The sequence below is a fragment of the Neobacillus phoenicis genome (genome assembly GCF_047302305.1).
Lineage (GTDB): Bacteria > Bacillota > Bacilli > Bacillales > Cytobacillaceae > Neobacillus.
In genome coordinates, this window is record NZ_CP154847.1 from 528,998 (window position 1) to 550,993 (window position 21,996).

At 41.2% G+C, this 21,996-nt stretch carries 21 protein-coding genes; 16 read left to right on the plus strand and 5 right to left on the minus strand.

Going from position 1 to position 21,996, the window contains the following annotated elements; translation table 11 throughout:
- Positions 1-90 precede the first annotated feature (90 nt).
- The 6 genes from AA0X95_RS02695 to AA0X95_RS02720 all read left to right on the plus strand — a co-directional run bounded on the left by AA0X95_RS02695 (position 91) and on the right by AA0X95_RS02720 (position 6,218).
- Entirely contained in the window at positions 91-1,296 is a 1,206-nt protein-coding gene (locus AA0X95_RS02695; RefSeq protein WP_413305052.1) for an MFS transporter, read from the plus strand.
- A gap of 318 nt (positions 1,297-1,614) precedes the next feature.
- A complete protein-coding gene (locus tag AA0X95_RS02700) occupies positions 1,615-2,787 on the plus strand; it encodes an ABC transporter substrate-binding protein (protein WP_413305054.1) in 1,173 nt (390 codons plus the stop codon).
- Positions 2,788-2,883: 96 nt separating this feature from the next.
- Entirely contained in the window at positions 2,884-3,765 is an 882-nt protein-coding gene (locus tag AA0X95_RS02705) for a branched-chain amino acid ABC transporter permease (RefSeq protein WP_413305056.1), read from the plus strand.
- A 15-nt stretch (positions 3,766-3,780) separates the two neighbouring features.
- Complete coding sequence (locus tag AA0X95_RS02710) at positions 3,781-4,755, plus strand: branched-chain amino acid ABC transporter permease (RefSeq protein WP_413305058.1); 975 nt, start codon at positions 3,781-3,783, stop codon at positions 4,753-4,755.
- Complete coding sequence (locus tag AA0X95_RS02715; protein WP_413305061.1) at positions 4,730-5,509, plus strand: ABC transporter ATP-binding protein; 780 nt, start codon at positions 4,730-4,732, stop codon at positions 5,507-5,509. Before AA0X95_RS02710 ends, AA0X95_RS02715 begins: the two co-directional genes overlap by 26 nt.
- 1 nt (position 5,510) lies before the next feature.
- Positions 5,511-6,218: an ABC transporter ATP-binding protein gene (locus tag AA0X95_RS02720; protein WP_413305063.1), complete on the plus strand. Its 708-nt coding sequence runs from the start codon at positions 5,511-5,513 to the stop codon at positions 6,216-6,218.
- A 317-nt stretch (positions 6,219-6,535) separates the two neighbouring features.
- Here the strand turns inward: AA0X95_RS02720 and AA0X95_RS02725 are convergent, their stop codons facing one another.
- Positions 6,536-8,344: a TIGR04190 family B12-binding domain/radical SAM domain protein gene (locus AA0X95_RS02725; protein ID WP_413305065.1), complete on the minus strand. Its 1,809-nt coding sequence runs from the start codon at positions 8,342-8,344 to the stop codon at positions 6,536-6,538.
- Between the two features lie 469 nt (positions 8,345-8,813).
- Between AA0X95_RS02725 and AA0X95_RS02730 the strand changes: the two genes are divergently transcribed.
- The 5 genes from AA0X95_RS02730 to AA0X95_RS02750 all read left to right on the plus strand — a co-directional run bounded on the left by AA0X95_RS02730 (position 8,814) and on the right by AA0X95_RS02750 (position 15,088).
- Positions 8,814-10,679 carry a GAF domain-containing sensor histidine kinase gene (locus AA0X95_RS02730; protein WP_413305068.1) on the plus strand — a complete coding sequence of 622 codons (1,866 nt, stop codon included), beginning with the start codon at positions 8,814-8,816 and terminating at the stop codon, positions 10,677-10,679.
- The gene (locus AA0X95_RS02735) at positions 10,654-11,301 is read left to right on the plus strand and encodes a response regulator (RefSeq protein WP_413305070.1); all 648 of its coding nucleotides are present in this window, start codon (positions 10,654-10,656) and stop codon (positions 11,299-11,301) included. The genes AA0X95_RS02730 and AA0X95_RS02735 overlap by 26 nt, the downstream gene beginning before the upstream one ends.
- A 385-nt stretch (positions 11,302-11,686) precedes the next feature.
- The gene (locus tag AA0X95_RS02740; RefSeq protein ID WP_413305073.1) at positions 11,687-13,117 is read left to right on the plus strand and encodes a S8 family serine peptidase; all 1,431 of its coding nucleotides are present in this window, start codon (positions 11,687-11,689) and stop codon (positions 13,115-13,117) included.
- A gap of 91 nt (positions 13,118-13,208) precedes the next feature.
- Entirely contained in the window at positions 13,209-13,685 is a 477-nt protein-coding gene (gene ybaK, locus AA0X95_RS02745) for a Cys-tRNA(Pro) deacylase (RefSeq protein WP_413305076.1), read from the plus strand.
- A gap of 302 nt (positions 13,686-13,987) precedes the next feature.
- Positions 13,988-15,088: a PRK06851 family protein gene (locus tag AA0X95_RS02750; RefSeq protein ID WP_413305078.1), complete on the plus strand. Its 1,101-nt coding sequence runs from the start codon at positions 13,988-13,990 to the stop codon at positions 15,086-15,088.
- Between the two features lie 63 nt (positions 15,089-15,151).
- On the opposite strand, the gene AA0X95_RS02755 is transcribed toward AA0X95_RS02750, so the two are convergent.
- Positions 15,152-15,301 carry a hypothetical protein gene (locus AA0X95_RS02755; RefSeq protein WP_335526641.1) on the minus strand — a complete coding sequence of 50 codons (150 nt, stop codon included), beginning with the start codon at positions 15,299-15,301 and terminating at the stop codon, positions 15,152-15,154.
- A gap of 106 nt (positions 15,302-15,407) precedes the next feature.
- Between AA0X95_RS02755 and AA0X95_RS02760 the strand changes: the two genes are divergently transcribed.
- The 4 genes from AA0X95_RS02760 (at position 15,408) to AA0X95_RS02775 (ending at position 18,637) form a co-directional block, all read left to right on the plus strand.
- A complete protein-coding gene (locus AA0X95_RS02760) occupies positions 15,408-16,076 on the plus strand; it encodes a DNA alkylation repair protein (protein ID WP_413305081.1) in 669 nt (222 codons plus the stop codon).
- A gap of 71 nt (positions 16,077-16,147) precedes the next feature.
- Positions 16,148-17,002: a Cof-type HAD-IIB family hydrolase gene (locus tag AA0X95_RS02765; RefSeq protein WP_413305084.1), complete on the plus strand. Its 855-nt coding sequence runs from the start codon at positions 16,148-16,150 to the stop codon at positions 17,000-17,002.
- A 15-nt stretch (positions 17,003-17,017) separates the two neighbouring features.
- On the plus strand, positions 17,018-18,097 hold the full coding sequence (locus tag AA0X95_RS02770) for a PQQ-dependent sugar dehydrogenase (RefSeq protein ID WP_413305087.1): 1,080 nt from the start codon (positions 17,018-17,020) through the stop codon (positions 18,095-18,097).
- A gap of 327 nt (positions 18,098-18,424) precedes the next feature.
- Complete coding sequence (locus AA0X95_RS02775) at positions 18,425-18,637, plus strand: hypothetical protein (RefSeq protein WP_413305089.1); 213 nt, start codon at positions 18,425-18,427, stop codon at positions 18,635-18,637.
- Positions 18,638-18,791: 154 nt separating this feature from the next.
- Here the strand turns inward: AA0X95_RS02775 and bshB2 are convergent, their stop codons facing one another.
- The 3 genes from bshB2 to pdxK form a co-directional block, all read right to left on the minus strand.
- A complete protein-coding gene (bshB2, locus tag AA0X95_RS02780; RefSeq protein WP_413305092.1) occupies positions 18,792-19,463 on the minus strand; it encodes a bacillithiol biosynthesis deacetylase BshB2 in 672 nt (223 codons plus the stop codon).
- A gap of 38 nt (positions 19,464-19,501) precedes the next feature.
- Positions 19,502-19,849, minus strand: a complete 348-nt coding sequence (locus AA0X95_RS02785) for a YojF family protein (RefSeq protein ID WP_413305095.1) — start codon at positions 19,847-19,849, stop codon at positions 19,502-19,504.
- 151 nt (positions 19,850-20,000) lie between these two features.
- Positions 20,001-20,834 (minus strand): pyridoxine/pyridoxal/pyridoxamine kinase, encoded by an 834-nt coding sequence (gene pdxK, locus AA0X95_RS02790; protein WP_413305098.1) that lies wholly within the window; start codon positions 20,832-20,834, stop codon positions 20,001-20,003.
- A gap of 307 nt (positions 20,835-21,141) precedes the next feature.
- Between pdxK and fdhD the strand changes: the two genes are divergently transcribed.
- Complete coding sequence (gene fdhD / locus AA0X95_RS02795; RefSeq protein ID WP_413305101.1) at positions 21,142-21,921, plus strand: formate dehydrogenase accessory sulfurtransferase FdhD; 780 nt, start codon at positions 21,142-21,144, stop codon at positions 21,919-21,921.
- Positions 21,922-21,996: the final 75 nt, after the last annotated feature.

Sequence of the window (21,996 nt, forward strand, 5' to 3'; positions counted from 1 at the left end):
ATACAGTTGATTACTAGATTACATTTTATACCTAAAGGAATGGAATTTGGGGAATAATGTAAGTGCAGGCATTAACATAGGGGGAACAATATGAAAAACAAAAAAGAAATATCAGAAAGAAAGCTGCTCGGCATCGCCGGGATGGGCTGGATGTTTGATGCAATGGATGTCGGAATGCTTTCCTTCATTATTGCTGCCTTAAAGGTGGAATGGGAGTTAACGCCTGAACAAATGGGCTGGATTGGCAGCATTAACTCGATCGGTATGGCTGTTGGGGCACTTATCTTTGGTTTAATGGCTGACCGAATTGGAAGAAAAAATGTATTTATTATTACCTTATTGTTATTTTCAGTCGGTAGTGGAGCATCCGCATTTGCTTCCACATTAGCTGTCTTTTTAGTGTTTAGGTTTATAATTGGTGCTGGTTTAGGTGGGGAACTTCCTGTAGCCTCTACTCTTGTATCAGAAAGTGTCGCTGTTGAAAAACGGGGCAGAATTGTTGTATTGTTAGAAAGTTTCTGGGCAGGCGGTTGGTTGATTGCAGCCATCATTTCGTATTTCATCATTCCGAAGTTTGGCTGGCAGGTAGCTTTATTTATCAGCGCCCTTCCTGCTTTCTATGCCCTTTATTTGCGAATGGGTCTCCCTGATTCACCTCGCTTTGAGGCGATTAAGAAAAAGGAAAAAATCTCTGCATGGGAAAGCTTTGCAAAGCTTTGGTCTAAAGAGCATGTCCGTCAAACGTCCATGCTATGGATTGTTTGGTTTTGTGTGGTCTTCTCTTATTATGGAATGTTTTTATGGCTGCCAAGTGTGATGGTCATGAAAGGGTTTAGCTTAATCAAAAGCTTTGAATACGTGCTGATTATGACAATTGCCCAATTACCAGGTTATTTTACAGCAGCATGGTTTATTGAAAAATTTGGACGTAAGTTTGTATTAGTTGTTTATTTAATTGGAACGGCCATTAGTGCGTACTTCTTTGGAACAGCGGAGTCAACAGCACTGTTAATGACAGCAGGCATTCTGCTATCCTTCTTTAACCTTGGCGCTTGGGGTGGTCTGTACGCGTATTCTCCAGAACAATACCCAACGGTTATTCGTGGGACAGGAACAGGTATGGCAGCTTCCTTTGGTCGAATTGGCGGTGTGTTAGGGCCATTGTTAGTAGGTAATCTTGTTGCACAAAAGGTATCGATTTCTTCAATCTTTACCATCTTCTGTATATCCATCCTTGTGGGTGCATTGGCTGTTTTCGTTTTGGGAAAGGAAACCAAAAAGAAAGAATTAGTATAATAATTAGAAGAAGGAGATTCCCTTACAGGAATCTCTTTTTCACATTAGCAGAGGAAAGAATCATATTTAGACAAAATAATTCATTTGCCGCGTTACTTTCAACATAAAAGTAATTTTCTATCCACTTTACTGAAATAAAGCCTTTAAGGACAGTGAAAGCTTAGTTTTCATTGTTTTCTAAATTATTTTAAAATAATGGACTTTCCTACTAGACGAACCCTCAAATATTATGTACAATGTTTTCAGAATATTATCTTTATTGCAAAGAGTAACACAACTATCTTGGGAAAATTTTTTAAAAAAACAGGGGGTAAAGCCATGAGAAAGAAAAAATTAGCTGGTGTTTTTATGTCATTTATGCTATCAGCAGGCGTAATGGCAGGATGTAACTCGACCACTAGTGGTGATGGTGGAGGAGATACAATTAAAATTGGAGCCAACCTTGAGCTGTCAGGCGGAGTAGCTTCTTACGGTCAATCCGAAAAAGAAGGTATTGATCTTGCAATTGAGGAAATCAATAAAAAAGGTATTGATGGCAAGAAACTAAAACTTGTTACCTTTGACAATAAATCAGAGGCATCAGAGGCAACAAGTGGTGCGCTTAAATTGGCTACACAAGACAAGGTGGCAGCAATCATCGGCGCGGCAACAAGTACAAATACGCTTGCACAGGTACAAATTGCTCAAGATAATAAGATTCCATTAATTACTCCAACAGGTACAAACCCTACTATTACAAATAAAGATGGAAAAGTAAGTGACTTTGTTTTCCGTACATGCTTTATCGACCCATTCCAAGGTACAGTTGCAGCGAACTTTGCAGCGAAAGAATTAAAGGTGAAGAATGCAGCGATCCTAATTGATAGCTCAAGTGACTATGCAAAAGGACTTGCAGATGCGTTCAAGAAAGCATTTAAGGCGAATGGTGGAAAGATTGTAAAAGAAGAAGCATATGTGGCAAAGGATACAGATTTCCATGCAACTTTAACAAATATTAAAGCAGCGAATCCAGAATATGTATTCATTCCTGGATACTATGAAGAAGTGGGCCTAATCATTAAGCAAGCTCGTGAAATTGGTCTAAATGTACCATTAATGGGTGGCGATGGCTGGGATTCTCCTACTCTAGTAAAAATTGCTGGTGGCGCGGACCCATTAAAGAATACGTTTATCACAAACCACTATTCATCAGGGGATAGTGACAAGAAGGTACAAGACTTTGTTACGGCATTCAAAGCGAAATATGATGGCAAATCACCGGATGCGTTCAACGCATTAGGCTATGATACTGTGTACTTTATTGCTGACGCGATTAAGCGTGCAGGAAGCAGTGATTCTAAGAAAATTCAGAAGGCACTTGCAGAAACAGATGGACTTGAGCTTGTATCAGGAAAAATGAAGCTTGATAAAAATCATGATCCAATCAAAGCAGCTGTTATCCTTGAGTACGTAAACGGCGAACAACAATTTAAGGTGAAGGTAAATCCGTAATCTAATTTTATAATGGGCAAATGAATAGGGAGAATGGATGTCTCCCTATTCCCATTTTAAGAGATAGTTGAAGTCCTTTTAAGGGAGTGTTTGGACATGGAACAATTTATACAACAATTAGTCAACGGAATATCCCTAGGGAGCATATATGCATTAATCGCCCTTGGATACACAATGGTATACGGAATCGTCAAACTGATTAACTTTGCCCACGGGGATGTCTTCATGGTCGGTGCATTTATTGGCTTTTATTCTATTACTATTTTAGATTTAGGATTTTTCCCTGCTTTAGTTATTTCCATGGCGGCATGTGCCATCTTTGGTGTGTTAATTGAGCGAATTGCATACAAGCCGTTGCGAAACGCGACAAGGATAGCAGCTCTTATTACAGCCATTGGGGTGTCGTTGTTTATCGAATATGGAACGATTTATGCACGTGGTGCACAGCCAGAGGCGTATCCAAGCGGATTGGTTCCAATCAAAAGCTTAGATGTATTTGGTGTAAAAATAAGTGGTCAGTCGATTTTGATACTTGGAACATCTGTGATTCTGATGGTTCTTCTCCAATTCATTGTACATAAAACAAAAATTGGGAAAGCCATGCGTGCTGTCTCACATGATATGGATGCAGCAAGATTGATGGGAATTAATGTAAATAACACCATTTCTGCAACCTTCGCTATCGGATCTGCTTTAGCAGGTGCAGCAGGTGTTATTTTCGGAATGTATTATACAAAGATTGAGCCGTTGATGGGGATTATCCCAGGATTGAAAGCCTTTGTTGCGGCTGTTTTAGGCGGAATCGGAATTATTCCAGGTGCAATGGCAGGAGGCTTAGTTTTAGGTACAATTGAAGCGTTTGTTAGTGCCGCAGGCTATTCTTTATGGCGCGATGGAGTGGCATTTATTGTCCTAATCTTAATTTTGATCTTCAAACCTGCAGGCTTATTTGGTAAAAATGTCAGGGAAAAGGTATAGGGGGTGGCTTAAGCGATGTCAATTTTTAAACAAGCAAAGTTTTTTTGGACCTCAATCGTTTTAGCCGTAATTTTTTCGGTCATCGTTCAATTTTTAATTGTGGGTGGAACACTGAATCAATTCTATGTGAATACGCTCTTTTTCATGGGTATTAACATTATCTTAGCGGTCAGCCTTCACTTAATTATTGGGATTACAGGGCAGTTTTCCATTGGACATGCTGGGTTTCTCGCGGTGGGTGCCTATGCGTCTGCTATTATGACGATGAAATTGAGCTTGCCGTTTCCAGTCGCATTAATTACCGGAGGATTAGCGGCAGCTGTAGCGGGTCTAATTATAGGGATTCCGACACTACGATTAAGAGGAGATTATTTGGCCATTGCTACACTTGGTTTTGGCGAAATCGTTCGAATCGTATTTTTAAATATTGATTATGTAGGCGGCGCAAGCGGGATGACCGTATCCCATTTAACCACATGGCCGTGGTTGATTGGCTGTGTCGTATTTACGATTATTGTCATTGCAAACTTCACCAACTCTACACACGGAAGAGCTTGTATTTCCATTAGAGAGAATGAGATTGCTGCCGATGCGATGGGGATTAATACAACTTATTATAAAGTAGCTGCCTTTGCGCTCGGTGCCTTTTTTGCAGGAATTGCTGGTGCTCTCTTTGCACATAACTTTTATATTATCCAACCAACCAACTTTGGATTCTTAAAGTCATTTGATATTTTAATTTTTGTTGTATTGGGTGGTTTGGGTAGTATGTCTGGTGCTGTTATTGCTACTGTTCTGTTGACAATCATCTCTACCTATCTACAAAACTATCCAGAGGTACGGATGGTCATCTATAGCTTAGTCTTAATCGTAATGATGCTTTACCGTCCACAAGGATTAATGGGCACAAAAGAGATTACGTCATTCTTTACATCTAGTAAATCCGCTAAAGGAGGAGTACAGCATGGCAGCAAAAACACAGTTGCTTAAGGTAGAAAATGCAGGAATCCGATTTGGTGGGTTGAAGGCTGTGTCTGATGTAAACCTGGAATTAAAGCAGGGTGAACTAGTCGGTTTAATTGGACCAAACGGTGCAGGGAAAACAACCTTCTTTAACCTGCTAACAGGTGTGTATGTTCCCACTGAAGGAAGCATTTCATTAGAGGGAGAAAAATTGAACGGTCTAGCTCCTTATCGGATTACAAAAAAGGGAATCAGCCGGACCTTTCAAAATATCCGTTTGTTTAGTGAATTATCCGTACTGGATAATGTAAAGGTTGCTTATCATTCATTGTCTAAGCATTCCATATTTAGCTCCATTCTTCGCCTCCCCTCCCACTTTTCTGGTGAAAAGGAAATGGAAGAAAAGGCCATTGAATTTTTAAAAATCTTTAAGCTTGACGATGTCTTGCATGAGAAAGCAAAGAACTTACCATATGGACAGCAGCGCCGTCTTGAGATTGCCAGAGCCTTGGCTACAAATCCAAAGTTATTGCTCTTGGATGAACCCGCAGCTGGTATGAACCCGCAGGAAACGGAAGAATTGATGAATTTAATCGCTCTAATTCGCGAGAAATTTTCATTGACGATTCTTCTAATTGAACATGACATGCTTCTTGTTATGGGCGTATGTGAGCGAATCTATGTACTTGACCATGGTCAATTGATTGCCGAGGGTACACCTGAACAGATCAGAAATAATCCAAAAGTCATCGAAGCGTATCTTGGCGAGGAGGTCTCTTAATATGCTAAAAATAAAGGATATGAATGTCTATTACGGAAATATTCATGCATTGAAGGGAGTTTCCCTCGAAATCAATCAAGGTGAAATCGTCACACTGATTGGGGCAAATGGCGCCGGTAAAAGTACGCTATTAAAAACGATTTCTGGGCTCCTGAAGCCAAAAAACGGAGAAATTGTGTTTGAAAATGAGCACGTAGGTGGGAAGGTGGCCCAATCAATCGTTAAAAGAGGAATTTCTCAAGTTCCTGAAGGGCGTCGAGTGTTTTCAAATATGTCCGTTGAGGAAAATTTAGAATTGGGAGCCTATTTACGAAAAGACAAAAAGGGCATACGCGAGGATTTTGAAAAAGTTTATCAGCTTTTCCCTCGCTTAGAGGAACGTCGGAAGCAGCAATCGGGTACGCTCTCAGGCGGTGAGCAGCAAATGCTCGCGATGGGTCGTGCACTAATGGCAAGGCCTCGCCTTTTGCTATTAGACGAGCCATCCATGGGTCTTGCTCCGCTGTTGGTAAAAACCATCTTTACTATCATTGAGGAAATCAATCAGCAAGGAACGACCATATTATTAGTTGAGCAAAATGCAAATATGGCATTATCTATTGCCGACCGTGCCTATGTCATCGAGACAGGAAAAATAGTGGCTGCAGGTACTGCTGAAGAACTGAGCCAATCAGACCAAATAAGACAAGCCTACCTAGGTGGGCATTAAAACAAAAAAGGGTTTTACCCTTTTTTTTTAGGCTGTCGAAAAACTATCGATAGCCTTTTATTTTATTTATTCTCTTTATCTTTAGTAAATGAATGCGTTAATTAGTAGCGTAAATTGAATATGCTTTTTTAACAAGTCTGTTGATTGGAGCTCCAGGCGCGAGCGGTTCGCGGGCGTGCCGGGGAGCCTCCCCGCGGAAAGCGAGTACCCGGAGCGAAAATCAACAGGCCAGTTAGCAGGGAGAAACATTTATTAAATATCTGAGAAAAATACACTTTCTCGACAAGTGGGAAAAGGGATTTGCCCCCTTTTTTACATTATACCTTCATTTTCTGCCGCTCCGTTTCAAGCTTGAATTGAGACCGTTGTTTCGGACTTACTTTATTGCGTATGATATTGCAGTAATCCTGATAAAGCTGCTCTAATCCCACTAAAGCAAGTGAAAAGAAATTGGCATAATTCTTTTGAACTTCCCACTTGAGCTCATTCTTTCCACAAATACTGTATTTATTTAACTCTTCAATCTCCTTTTGAATGTTAATCAATTCCGTTGCCTGATCTTCCTTAGGTAAGGCCAGCACATGGTCAATCTTTTCAATATAGGCCATTGATTTCTCAATCTTCCCTTTAATTTCCTCGTACCCCTCTCTGTCAATCAGGTTGTACCTTAGTTTAAACTCATTTAATAGATTGGCAGATTCATAGGTAGCATTGACAATATCATCCCGTGTCATATCCTTTGTTTCATAGCTGAGCATATGCTTCCAAGAAGGCTGTGTAATTGCTCTACGATGGTCTTCAAGGGTATGACAGAATTTCTTATAGCCGTGGATTTCAGGATGTTCAAAAGCAGGGCTTGCAGGATCTAAGAATGGAGCAAGCGGCGCTACAAAGTAATAGACTCTTGGATCCTTATGGCAGGCCAGATGTATCGTTTCACAGAAATCGATGTTTTCGATGGCACTTTGATAGGTCTGTCCAGGAATCCCCACCATGAAGAACAAATCGATTTTTTTACAGCCATTCTTTAAAGCAAAATTAAGGGTGTCTATAACCTTTTCATTGGTACAGCTGAACTTCCCATTGTAACGCCTTATGTTCTCATCATGTGTCTCCAGGGTAATTTCAATACTATACTTGGGTACACTTTCATTCATTTGCTTAAAAAATTCCTCATCGGCATACTGAAACAGTTCAAAGACGATTTCATTCTTCAGGTTGAGTTTTTTAAGGCGGCTAAAGAACTCATTAACATATTCACGACCACCCTGCCTGAGGTCATGAAGAATGAAAATAGGTGCGCGGCTAAACCGCGAAATAAAATGAATGTCCTCTACCAGCTTTTTCGGTGATCTTAGTGCAAGTGAATTGCGATTACAATTTTGATCATAGGCCTCTCTCGATCCCCCGCAAATCAAACAGTTTTGTGTACATCCTCTTGCTGTTAACAGCGCTGTGTTAGGATATTGAAGCCAGCCGTTATAAGGAAGTGGATCAAGGAAATTTCGGTATTTGAAAACGGAACGAATGGTGTAGCGATAGCCGGGAACGTCTATATCATCAAGATCCTTTGGTACATACGTTATTGGATTGTAGCCGTACTCGCTGCCTTTTTTCCAGGTCAAATTGGGTATGTCAGCATAGTGAGTGCTCCCTGCCTCAATTTTGTTCATCAGGAGAAGCATCAGTTTTTCGGTAGAGTCGCCACGCATAACAAAGTCGATAAATGGATAGACAATTAATTCTTTATGATAATAGGTGGCTGATAACCCGCCAAAAATAATGGGTGTTTGGGGATGAAGGGTTTTTACGATTTTAGCAAGTTCAATACTGCCATGTGCATGCGGGAGCCAGTGAAGGTCAATTCCGAATGCTTTTGTTTGGATTTTCTTTAATTTTGCTTCCACGTCAAATGATGAATTCATCAGCATCCGATTAGCAATATTGATGATCTTCACCCGCAGGCCATATCTTTCAAGGTAATCCGCAATGCTTGTCAGTCCAATGGGATACATTTCAAACACTGGTGATGAAGGAACTACATCACTTATTGGGCCTGCGAGCAAAGCATTTTTCCTAAAGTCGTACACACTGGGTGCGTGCAGGAGGACTAAATCATATTTCATAATTTCACCTCTTAAAATAGGTTGTTAATTTGTGAATATATACACAATGGAATGTAAGTTATGTGTTAATAATTTTAGTTTACTATAATAATAGGTTAATAGAGTGACAAACGGGTGACAATATTTGGGTGATTTTGTGGATAAAACCAGTTGGATGTAGGACCTTCCTATAGACTTGTACACTATTAATACAAAGGTAGTAGAGAAGAATAATCCTTTTAGCAAATACAAAAAGACGGAGAAATGTGCCATAATCATTTTACAAACCGGAGACGGTTTGGCCCAGTATCGGTCAGTGTGTTTCATTTGTACCGGTCTGGGTTTTTCTGTGTCCTATTGGGAAATTTCAGATTGTAATTTATCATCATGGGTCCTCTTTTATTGTGTTTATAGAATATATCCATTAAACTAACAGTAATTAACAGAAAATTTAGATATCAAATCATAAGCGGATGAAGGAGAGAAATGAATGAATAATTCGTCCAATTCGCAAAAAAAGGAACGGTTATCAAGAAACTTTTTACTTTGCATCTCCCTTATTGGAATTTGGATCTTTATCCAATTTGGACTGGTAACCATAACAGCGCCCAATGAAATAATGATTCTTGCTTTATTAGTTTTTTTTCTCCTGATTGTTGAGTTTTTTCCATTGCCAGTTTGGAAAGGCACCGTAACGATTTCTTTTCCACTAGTGTATACCATTTATTTAATGGATGGCCTGTCATATACAATTCTATCTTATGGATGTATCGTGGCATTGATTAATTTATATAAAAGAAGGCCGCTCAGGATTGTGTTTTTTAACCCTGCGCTGCTACTTATCAGTTTTTATTCTGCACACGTAATCAGTCAATGGTTTTTATCCTTTTTAACAATTGAGCTTCAGTCAAGATTCCTGCAAGGAGTTCTTCACTTTAGTCTGCTCATCCTGCCCTTTTATCTCATTAATAATTTAATTGTTGATGTCTTGCTTACGATTAGACCGCAGCTCTATAACTTCCGGATATGGAAGCGAAAAACACTGCAGGAATTGAATAGTTTCCTACTTTCATATGGATACCTGGTCCTTTTTTATTTTCTTGGAAATCAAAACAGAGGGGAAATTGATGTCTTTTCGTTCTTTTTCTTTTTTGCCCCATTAGTGTGTTTTGCGTTATTAAGTTCCATTATTGCCAACTTAAAAAAGGAGAAATCAAAATTAAAGGCACTATTTAGTATATCTTCTGAACTTAATAAAAAAATTGCAGCACCTGATTGGTTATCCTTTTTAGCTAATAATCTTCAGGAATTTATTGATGTGGATGCCTGGATTTTATGGAAAAGAGAGAAGAAGGGCTGGAATCTAAGGTTTGCCTCAGGATTAGTGATAGACGAAATTATTTTAACAGACGAAACGGCTCAGGCGTTTGATAAAACCAGGCAGTTGACCGTTTATCATCATACAAAAAAGGATGCAGGGCCCGCGGGTAAAATATTTTCAGAAGAAGTGGGATCGTTATTATATGCACCATTAGTTCTTGAAAATGAGCTGGTTGGCATGTTTGTATTTGGAAGGATTCGGTCAAAAAGCTTTACGGAAGAGGATATGCAGTCAGCGGCTACCCTTGCCAATCAGTTAGCGGTCCTTATTAAGACGAAATGGTTGTTTGCGGAACAGGAAAAAAGGTTGATTTTAGAAGAAAGAAATCGAATTGCGCGTGATATTCATGATGGGGTGGCTCAATCCCTGGCAGGGGCCATCATGAATTTGGAAACCGCCACTCGGAAATTTACCAAAATGCCAGATGATTCGTTCCGACTAATGGTAGAAAGCACGGAAAAGCTGAGGAGAAGTTTAAAGGAAGTCAGGGAATCCATATATGCGCTTCGCCCTTATCCAACGGAACGCGTAGGGCTGCTGTCGGCGATTGCCTCAAAAATCAATGCGATTCAACGAGATACTATCATGGACATATCGTTTGATACCCGCGGCCCTGAGTTTCAGCTCAGTCCTATGGTGGAAAAGATTATATTCGATATCTGCAAAGAGAGTTTGCAGAATGCTCTTAAGCATGCAGAGGCAACGAAGATTGACATTTTAGTAAGCTATCAAAAGGAACATGTTCTATTAAAAATTAAGGATAATGGGAAGGGATTTTCATTGTTCCAAGCCATGATTAAAGCAAGGCAGCATCCTCATTTTGGAATCCTGCATATGAATGAGGCGGCGGAGAAAATCCAAGCGTCGCTCCAAGTGGATAGTAAAGAAGGAGCAGGAACAGAGATTACGTTAACCGTACCAAGAATGGGAATTGAAGGGAGTGATTTAAGTGATCAAGCTTATGCTAGTCGATGATCATGCGGTATTACGTGATGGACTTAAAAATATAGTAGGAATGGAAGCCGATATTGAAGTAGTGGCAGAAGCGGTAAATGGGAATGATGCGATTGCGAAGGTGGATGAGATTTTACCGGATGTCATTCTAATGGATATTAATATTCCTGAAAAAAATGGCATAGAAGCAACAAGTGTGATAAAGGAGCGTTATCCAGCTGTTAAAATTCTCATTTTGACCATGCATGATCATGATGAATTCTTTATGGCGGCTATCCGCGAAGGGGCGGATGGATATCTTCTGAAGGATGCCCCTTCACAGCATGTCATTGACGCCATTCGTGCAGTTGCTAATGGCCAGTCGGTTATTCACCCTGCTATGACAAAGAAGTTCCTGGGTTTCCACCAACAGAAGGCAGAGCCTGTCGAAGAAAAGACCGACTCCGTGCTGACCGTAAGGGAAAAAGAAGTGCTTTTGTGTCTGGTTAAAGGAATGAATAACAAGGAAATCGCGCAAAGTCTATATATCAGTGATAAAACAGTAAAAATTCATGTCAGCAACATCTTCAAAAAACTCGGCGTAAAAAGCCGCTCCCAAGTCGTCATCTACGCCGTCCAAAACCAACTCGTCCCATTAGCATAAAAGGAAAGTGTAAAGGGTGTCAGGCACCATGTGAAAAATTCACATGGTGCCTGACCCTTTTCTGCTATTGAATTTGTTGGAGGGGCACTTGTTTATTGGAGCGGAAGGCACGAAGACTCCTGCGGGAGTACGGGGCAGGGGAGACCCCGCAGGAGCGTAGCGACGAGGAGGCTCCCCGGCACACCCGCGGAAAGCGAAGTGCCTGGAGCGGAAATCAATATCCAAGTATACAGAGCCCTTCTCAAAGGACTACGTCCTATAACTTAAGTACGAAAACAAAATAGTACTTATTCCTACTATAATTACTCCCTTTGCTGAATAGCGTTATCGTCCCCTTTTCTAGACAATAGAATTAACAACTATTAGTAGAAAAGGGGAATGGAATGTGAAAAAAAAGAAACGTTGGTTATCGGTCTTTCTTACTCTTGTCATACTAGCATCACTTGTAACTCCTGGTCTATCAAAAGGGAACGCTGAAGGGACCTCTGCTTTCATCGATAGTAAATTGCTCAAAGCACTTGAAACCGCCGTAGAGCCCTTACAAGTCATTGTTACTTTTGATGGCCACGGGGCTCCAACAAAAGACCAGCTTAACCTTTTAAGTAGTCTAGGAATCTCCAAAGGACTCTCACTGAAGACCTTACCAATGGCAGGAATACTAGCAACGAAAGATCAAATCAATAAATTAGCCGCTTCACCGGGAGTAAAGTCAATTTATTTAAATCATAAGCTCTCTTATTACAATGCAGATGCGACCAGTTTAACAGGCGTGGATAAAGTCCGAACAGATTCAGCAATGCAACAGGCAAATGGAGGATTGCCGATAACAGGAAAAGGAATCGGCGTGGTGATCAACGACAGCGGGGTGGATGGGACTCATCAAGATCTACAATTTGGCAATCATCTCGTTCAAAACGTTATGGCGAATATTAATTTAAATAGTTTGGTACCTGGATTACTGCCGATTAGTTATGTGGAGAATGTGCCAAACACGGACACTAATTCCGGGCACGGTACCCATGTAGCCGGTATCGTTGGCGGGACAGGAGCAAGCTCCAATGGAAAATATGAAGGGGTTGCTCCAGGTGCTAGTTTAATAGGATACGGTTCAGGTGCAGCTTTGTTTGTACTAGATGGCATTGGCGGATTTGATTATGCCATCAAGCATCAATCTCAATATAATATCAGAGTCATTACAAATTCTTGGGGTGGGTCAGGTGACTTTGATCCTAACGATCCGATAAATATAGCCAGCAAGGCAGCCTATGATCACGGCATCACCGTTTTATTCGCGGCTGGGAATGAGGGCCCGGGGGAAAACACGCACAATCCCTATGCTAAGGCTCCATGGGTCATTTCTGTGGCAGCTGGAGAAAAAGATGGTTCTTCTCTGGCGGATTTCTCTTCGAGAGGGACAAAAGGAGTCGGTGGTACCTTTGAAATGGATGGTAAGACATGGACATGGAAGGATGAACCAAGTGTGACCGCTCCGGGTGTCGATATTATTTCCACTCGTGCACTTGGACCCGTGTCATCGTTAGGTGCAACAACAGATGTAGGACTGATTGAACCATTATACTTGCCTTTTTATACAGCCATGAGTGGAACCTCAATGGCAACACCGCATGTTGCCGGTATTGCTGCACTTATGTTAGAAGCAAAGCCATCATTAACCCCAGATGAAATCAAGGGGATTTTACAGGACACAGCCAACCCTATGCCTGGCTATGAAACATGGGAAGCTGGAGCAGGCTATGTAAATGCCTACGCGGCACTAAAAGCCGTCCTTTTTGGAACCACAAAAGCAGTACGCTAAATATAGGTGAGGGAGAGCTGCGAGGGCAGCTCTCCTTTTTAATGGCATAATTGATATAATTAATTTAGTTTATAAAAAGAGGATGATGAACATGGCACAGGCTAAAACGAACGCAATGCGCATACTGGATGCGAAAAATATCGAGTATGACATGCTTACATACGATAATAAAGACGGGAAAATTGATGGGATTTCTGTAGCGGGAAAAATCGGCCGGGATCCAAAGGAAGTCTTTAAGACACTTGTGGCACAAGGCCCAAGCAAGCATATTTATGTATTCGTCATTCCAGTTGCCGAGGAATTGGATTTGAAAAAGGCAGCAAGAGCGGCGGGTGAAAAAAGCATGGAGATGCTTCCTGTAAAAGATATTCAAAAGTGGACAGGCTATATCCGTGGTGGCTGCTCCCCTATCGGAATGAAAAAAGAATACAAGACCTTTTTGGACGAAAGCTGCAGAGAGCTTCACACGATGGTGGTCAGCGCAGGGAAGATTGGCGTGCAAATAGTACTGGATCCTATTGTATTAAAAGAAGTAACAAAGGCGGAAGTTATTAATATTACAAAATGAGCGGCTATGTTAAAGCATTATGTTGATTTGGCACATCTGTTGATTGGAGCGGAAGGCGCGAAGACTCCTGCGGGAAAAGCGTGTCAGGGGAGACCCCGCAGGAGCGAAGCGCCTGGAGCGGAAATCAACAGACAAATTTATTAGAGCAAAATGAGAATAAGATGAATTTTTCCATGGGCACTCACCTATAACCCAGAAGCGCATATGATAGGGTGTAAATATCTCACCTAATAACTGGCCATTAAATATGACAAGAAAATGAAAGAGGCGCAGTTGAGTAGCGTAAAAGGGAGTGTTGATGAATGGCAGGGAAAATTAGAAATTATTTTGCTGGCGGGAATACAGCCAGAGGTTTCCATAACCTTTACGATTCCAATCTTCAAGGATTAGAAAGGTTGTTTATTCTAAAAGGCGGTCCTGGAACAGGTAAATCTTCATTGATGAAAAAAATAGGCAACGAATGGGTGGAACAAGGTTATGATGTGGAGTTTTTACATTGTTCCTCTGATAATAATTCCATCGATGGCGTGATCATTCCAGCATTAAAGGTTGGGATTGTTGATGGAACCGCACCACATATTATTGAGCCGAATGCACCTGGAGCAGTGGAAGAATATATTAACCTTGGTGAAGCCTGGAATGCCCGTGCTCTTAGTGTGCAGAAAAATGTGATCCAAAAGCTAACCAGACAAATTAGCCAGTCCTTCCAAAAGGCCTACGCAACATTTCATGAAGCATTAGAAATTCATGATGATTGGGAAAAAATTTATATTAATAGCATGGATTTTAAAAAGGCTGATCAATTAACAAAGAAATTAATTGACACCTTCTTTGGAAAAATGAAATTAAATAAAACGCCGGATGTTCGTCATCGATTCTTAGGTGCAGCCACACCTAAAGGCGCGGTTGATTTTGTTCCGAACTTAACGGAGGAGATTCCGAAACGTTATTTTATTAAAGGGCGTCCTGGTTCCGGGAAATCAACGATGTTGAAAAAACTAGCGGCGGCTGCCGAAGAGCGCGGTGTGGATGTAGAAATTTATCACTGCGGCTTTGACCCAAATAGCCTCGATATGTGTATTTTCAGAGAGCTCGGCATCGCAATTTTTGATAGTACGGCTCCACATGAGTATTTCCCAAGCCGTGATGGCGACGAAATACTCGACATGTATGAACTTTTGATTGAACCGGGAACAGACGAAATTTTTGCTGATTTTATCAGTAAAATTTCTGCCAAATACAAAAATAAAATGACTGAGGCGACCAGCTATCTCGCTAAAGCAAAAGAGCTGCACGATGAGCTTGAAGAAATTTATGTAGCTGCGATGGACTTCTCGGTTGTTGAAAAAATTCAAAATAAAATTGCTGAGGAAATAAAGGATTTAGCGGCTTCTACCGTTTAATAATCGCATGTTCAAGGGGTCAAACCACACTACATAATAGTGGGGTCTGACCCCTTTTCCTGTTTATTTCTTTTGTTTCTTCTTTTGCGTATGATTGTTTTTATTGCCCTTACTATTATCGCCACTTACAAATTCAGTCGCAAATTCAGCTTCCGCATGCCCCGCTTGAGGGGAATTTTGATTTTTGCTACCTTTGTTGTATTTCTTAGTCATAGTTAAATCCCTCCTTGTTATTGTAGTTTGCTGTTTGGGTGTGTTTTCATGCTAATAATTAAAGGATAAACTAGAAAATAATAGTAATTTGAAGGAGGCGTTTTTTTTGCCAACCAAAATAGAAAAGGTAACAAAGCTTTTTGAGGCGAACCGCAACGAAGAAGAGGCGGAGCCGATGACGAAGTATATGAAGAATCATTTCCCCTTTTTAGGAATCAAGTCTCCTTTACGGAAGGAACTGGAAAAGGGATTTTTCAAAAAAACGGGAATGTTGAACGAGCCATTTGATCAAGAATTTATTCTAGGGCTTTGGGAAAAGGATGAAAGAGAATACCACTATCTGGCTTTAACTTATATGGAAAAGTCGTTTAAGAAGCTGCAAAAAGAAGATTTGCCCTTAATGGAACGGCTGATAGTAACCAAATCATGGTGGGATACGGTGGACGCCCTTGCAGCAAAACCGGTCGGAAAAATTGCGGAGAAGTTTCCAGAAGTCATTGAGGAAACGATTGACGGCTGGGCAGTGCATGACAATATGTGGCTGAGAAGAACAGCTATTCTTTTTCAATTAAAATATAAACAGAAAACCGATGAAGAACGGTTGTACACATACATAAAGAGCAATTCGGATAGTAAGGAATTTTTTATCCAAAAAGCCATTGGCTGGGCGCTTAGGGAATACTCCAAAACCAACCCTTCCTCGGTGAAGCAGTTTATCAATGAAAATAGTCTTGCCCCGTTAAGTGTAAGGGAAGGAAGCAAATATGTAGACTGAGCATTTAAACGATACGGTGTAGCTATTCATGTTAGAATGGGCATAATGAAAAATTATGGAAGGTGAGACTCTTGATTAAATGTATTGCATCAGACATGGATGGAACATTATTAAATTCTACACAAACGATCAGTGAAGAAAATAAGAAAGCTATTTTAAAGGCACAAGCACAAGGAATTGAATTTGTTGTGGCGACAGGAAGGTCTTATCAAGAGGCGACCTATGTGTTAGCTGAAGCCGGTTTAAACTGTCCGGTCATCGGTGTGAATGGGGCTGAGGTGCGCTCGAAGGATGGAGAAGTTCTTGCTTCTACTCCAATCAGCAAAGAATTGGCTAGAAAAGTAGCCGTAAAGCTGGTTGAAAAAGACGTGTATTTTGAGGTGTATACCGATAAGGGTGCCTATACGATTGATGCGGATAAGGCAGTTTCTATCCTAGTCGATATCGTTGTGAGTGCGAACCCAGAGGCAAATGTTAAAGAGATTGTGGAGGCAGCGGGGGCAAGAATCCGAGATGGGTTAATTCATACCGTTGAGGATTACGAGGTTTTATTCGCTAGTGATGACTATCAAATCTACAAATTCCTGGCGTTTGACTTTGATGCAGACAAATTGGAAGAAGCGAACGAGTCTCTTGCTGAGTTGGACAATCTGGCTGTTTCTACTTCAGGTCATGAGAACTTGGAAATTACCAATAAGAATGCGCAAAAGGGAATTGCTCTAGCATCCTTTGTAGAAGCAAAAGGAATCGAGTTATCCGAAACGATGGCGATTGGTGATAACTTTAACGATGTCTCTATGTTTGAAGCAGCAGGAAGAGCGGTGGCAATGGGCAATGCAGGCTCGTATATCAAGTCTATTTGCGATGCTGTCACTGCTACTAACAATGAACATGGTGTGGCGAAGGCAATTCTCGAGGTATTGTAGGAAAGGAAGGGGTCTATGTATAAGTACAAGGTTGGTTCTATTTTACTTTTGATGATGGTCTTTTTGTCTAGCTGTTCTCTTGTTGGAAAAAAGAAGCAAGAACAGCAGGAAAATGAGGCGGCTCTTATGCAGCCGAGTGTGGAAGTAGTTGCTGAAAATTTATCTGTCCCATGGTCCATCAATCGGATGAACCAGACATTCTACATCAATGAACGAACCGGAAGTATCGTCAAGATTGAAAATGGTAAAATGGAGCGCCAGCCTGTGCGTTTAGAAAAGCCGCTTGCAAAAGCTGCGGAAGCAGGTTTGCTGGGCTTTGTATTGGATCCAAAGTTTCCTGAAGTTCAAAAGGCATTTGCCTATTACACCTATTATGATGAAAATAAAGGACAGTTTAATCGAGTCATTGTGTTGGGCTTCGGCGGAGGCGAGTGGAAAGAGGAAAAGGTGCTGATCGACGGTATCCCGAGTGCGGCCTATCATCATGGCGGAAGGCTGAAAATCGGGCCCGATGGGAAGCTGTATAGCACGACTGGTGACGCAACGGTACCAGAATTGGCGCAAAGACTGGATTCGGTGAATGGGAAAATTTTAAGGATGAATCTGGATGGGACGATCCCGACTGACAATCCGTTTCCTAACTCTTATGTGTACAGTTATGGGCATCGCAATCCACAGGGGTTGGTCTGGGTGGATGGTACGTTATATGCGAGTGAGCATGGTCAATCAGCACATGATGAGATTAATCGGATTACACCAGGGGCGAACTATGGCTGGCCTGTGATTCAGGGGTTGGAAAAGCGAGCGGGTTTGGAGACGCCAATTTTTCAATCGGGAGATGAAACGTGGGCGCCTTCTGGTCTGGCTGCAACGGATGGGAAGCTGCATGTGGCTGCACTCCGAGGGAATGAGGTTCGTGAGTTTGACTTGGCGAAGGGGACGACTAAGTCAGTGATTAGCGGCTTGGGAAGAATCCGTGACGTCTATGTCGAGCGCGACTATCTATATTTCGTTAGCAACAACACCGATGGACGCGGTAATCCAGATAAAAATGATGACAAATTGTATCGGGTATTGTTGAGTGAGTTGAAATGAGGTTTTTTGTAATGAATGAAGGACATTTTTGAGTGAAATCCCTGGTGTTTTGTCCTTCATAAGGCGGATGAAGGACATTTTTGGGTGAAATCCCAGGTGTTTTGTCCTTCATAGGGTGGATGAAGGACATTTTTGGGTGAAATCCCAGGTGTTTTGTCCTTCATAGGGTGGATGAAGGACATTTTTGGGTGAAATCCCAGGTGTTTTGTCCTTCATAAGGCGGATGAAGGATTAAGTCCATATAATTGTGTAAAAAGCAAATGAGTCAAATTAATTCCTCATGGCTACAATGTTATCAGCGACGAAAACAATGTGGAGGAATTAATTATGACTCAAATACAGTTTAACCTAAATATTGATGGTTTAAAAGATTCTGTTATGAACTCTGATATAGACGCTGTCATCAAAGCTTCTATCGTCCTTGTATTAAACTCTGTTATGGAAAAAGAACGCGATGAGTTCTTACAAGCGGTTCTTACGAACGTTCAAGTTTACGTCGTAGAACCGCTCTATGAACCGTTATTCCTTTTTTTCCATTAAAAAAGGTCGCATAGAACTCCTCTACGCGACCTTTTTCTTTTTTCCTTTTGGCTTCGGTGAGAAGTAGAAGTAGTCTACGAGACAGAACAAGGCAAGGAAAGAGTAACAAGTAACATAAACACAATGAAAAAAGCCCTTCGTGTGCGAAGGGCTTTTAGTTTGCAAATTTATAGGTCCAAAAACGCTCATTATTGATCCAAATCATGACTTGTGGGTCTTGATTTTTCAGCTTCTCTTCCATACCAATAAACATCTGCTCTGTTTGTGAACGGTGTGCTTGGATGGCTGCGAGCTTTGTTTGGCCTACAGGCGTGATATTGTTGATAATATCCGGTTCCCCAAGCTCTTCGACACAATTATTAGAGAAGGCGACACAGTGTAAGGTCGGCCTTGCAGTGGCAGGCATCTTCTCAACTGCCCTCACAACTGCCGCACCGGTGGCATCGTGATCAGGGTGAACCGAATAACCTGGATAAAAAGTGATAATTAGGGATGGATTTAGCTCGTCTATTAAGGCTGACATCGTGTTAGTCAGCTTCTCTTCATCTTCAAATTCAATCGTTTTATCACGGAAACCAAGCATACGGAGGTCTTGAATCCCCAATATACGGGCGGCCTCCTTCAATTCCTGCTTCCGTATTTTAGGGAGATTTTCCCGATTAGTAAAAGGGGGATTGCCCATGTTTCTTCCCATTTCACCTAATGTTAAACAAGCATAGGTAACAGGAGTTCCATTCTGAACATGAGTCGCAATCGTACCTGATACACCAAAAGCCTCATCATCAGGGTGAGGAAAAACAACCAAGACATGGCGCTCTTTTTTCATAGTTCATTCTCCTTTCCGAGGTAACTGTTCAGCTCTCCTTACTCAAATGGAGTTTGGCTGATTTCAAGGGCAACGGCCAGCTTTCCTTCATGGTCATGGCCGGCTAATAATAGATGGTTCTCTTCGTCGATCTCAAAGTGGGTAATCCCCTCTGCGTAAATCCAACCGAGGTTAATTTTTAAACCGACGCGATACGGACCATTTCCTGTAATCTTTCCTAATTCATAACGGACAAGGGCGTTACGAATATAGGCTCCAGCGGAAAAGAAAGATTGATCTTTATGTGATGCATAAGCACCATTGGTTGTTTCAAGGTGAATATAAACATCTTTGTTTGCAAAGCCATTAATGGCCTCTTGGACACGGCTTAACTCCACTAACTCCATGCCTCATGACCTCCTTCCCTTTGATCCACAAGCAGAATCTATAAACTATTCTTATTTAATAATGTAACTATCATACTAAAATCATTTAAAAAATGCGAAATGAATGCTTAAAAAAAGAGGTTGCTTTTACGCCAACCTCTTTCGATTATATTTATTCACAATCCTCACAGTACTCGGTAACAGCGCCGCCGCGGTATGCACCATGCCAAGTAGGACCGACGAATTGGTTTAAGCGGAAGCCTTGCTGGATGGCTGCAGTGATAAACTCCTTCGCCACATCCACTGCATCATAGACAGATTTCCCTTTTGCCAGTTCCGCCGTAATAGCTGATGAATATGTACAGCCTGCACCGTGCGTATACGTTGTTTCGAATTTTTCTGATTCGTATAGCTTAAATTCTTTTCCATCATACAGAAGGTCAACAGCTTTATCCTCTGTAGTAAGCTTGCTGCCGCCTTTAATAAGGACGAATTTCGCACCTTGCTCATGGATTTTCACTGCAGCTTCCTTCATTTCCTCAACGGTCCGCGGTGTCTTCATTCCAGCAAGTTGTCCTGCTTCGAAAAGGTTTGGCGTAACCACTAAGGCACGTGGTAAAAGAAACTCGCGCATCGCATCTGTTGTCTCCGGATTCAATACCTCATCTTCGCCTTTACAAACCATTACTGGATCAATGACTACTTTTTCCAACTTGTTTTCATCGATTTTTCTTGCAGCTAATTCAATAATTTCAACGGTTCCAAGCATTCCTGTTTTCATCGCGTCAATTCCAACGGATAAAACAGTTTCCAATTGAGTCTCTAATGTATCTACTGCAATGGGAAACACACTATGGTGCCAGTCTTTTGGATCCATCGTTACAATCGTTGTCAGTGCCGTCATTCCGTACACACCAAGCTCCTGGAATGTCTTCAAATCTGCCTGAATGCCTGCGCCGCCGCTCGTATCCGAACCGGCAATCGTCATTACTTTTTTAATCGTCATTATGTACTCCTCCTTCATGGTATAAGGCCCTTCTATTATTATAAAACAAATTCAAAAATATAACATAAATGTGATTTGGCTTTTGTGTGGTGGTGGAATCCTTGACAGAAAAATGACAATTACACCATTTGTACTATTTGCATGTATTTAGCGTGATAAATATTACTTTCAAAAAAATGCGTCGAAAGTACGATAAATACATAGGGACGTCTGATATTTTTCGACAAAGTGACAAATATCGCTGAGCTGTTAGGGGTCCTATTTTTACAATGAATAAATAAAGAAATCTTAATGGGGAGGGGAAACAATGAACCGCAAGGGGTGTCCCGATGAGTATCCAATTTCCTTGAGCATAAACGGATATGAAATAGCCATTTTTCAATTAACGAAATACGACCTAGAGGATTGGACCTATGGATATTTGTTTTCTGAAGGATTTATTCAGGAAGCTAGTGATATTGAATCCATCTTAATTAATGAGGAGATGGGCAGCATTCACGTTTCTCTCAGCTCCCATTTTGATGAAGAACAAGTTTTTTCAAAAAAGAAGCACTATACCGCGGGGTGTGGCAGAGGAGTTACCTTCTTCTCTATGACAGATGTGAAGAATTTTGACAGGATTACCTCGGATAAGACCTATCAATTAAGCTATCTCTTAAAAAAGAGAAGTGAGTTTGCCCAGAATTCAGATCTATACCTGGAAACAGGCGGAATGCATGGAGCCTGTATTATCGGTGAAGATGGCATGTTGGCGATTCGCGAAGATATTGGCCGCCATAATGCCGTAGACAAGATTATTGGATATGCCATAAGAAAACGGTTACAGCCCGAAAGGTTAATTTTACTCACAACCGGCAGGGTTTCATATGAAATGCTCTCAAAAGCAGCGAAATTTGGTTTTCCTGTTATCGGTTCACGTACGGCAGCCACCAAGCAGGCTGTACAGCTGGCAAAATTTTTAAAAATTGAGGTAATTGGCTATTTAAGAGGGAAAATGGCCACGGTTTATACCTCTGCTGGCCGAGTGATCAATGATGTAACGGCCGAGTTGCCATTAGAGAGAAGTATTGAAGGGGGGAATTCATAACGTAGAGTATATGATGAAGAGAAATAGAGAGAGAAATACGGGATGTTCTAATCAATTTTGGGAAGGAGATTAGTG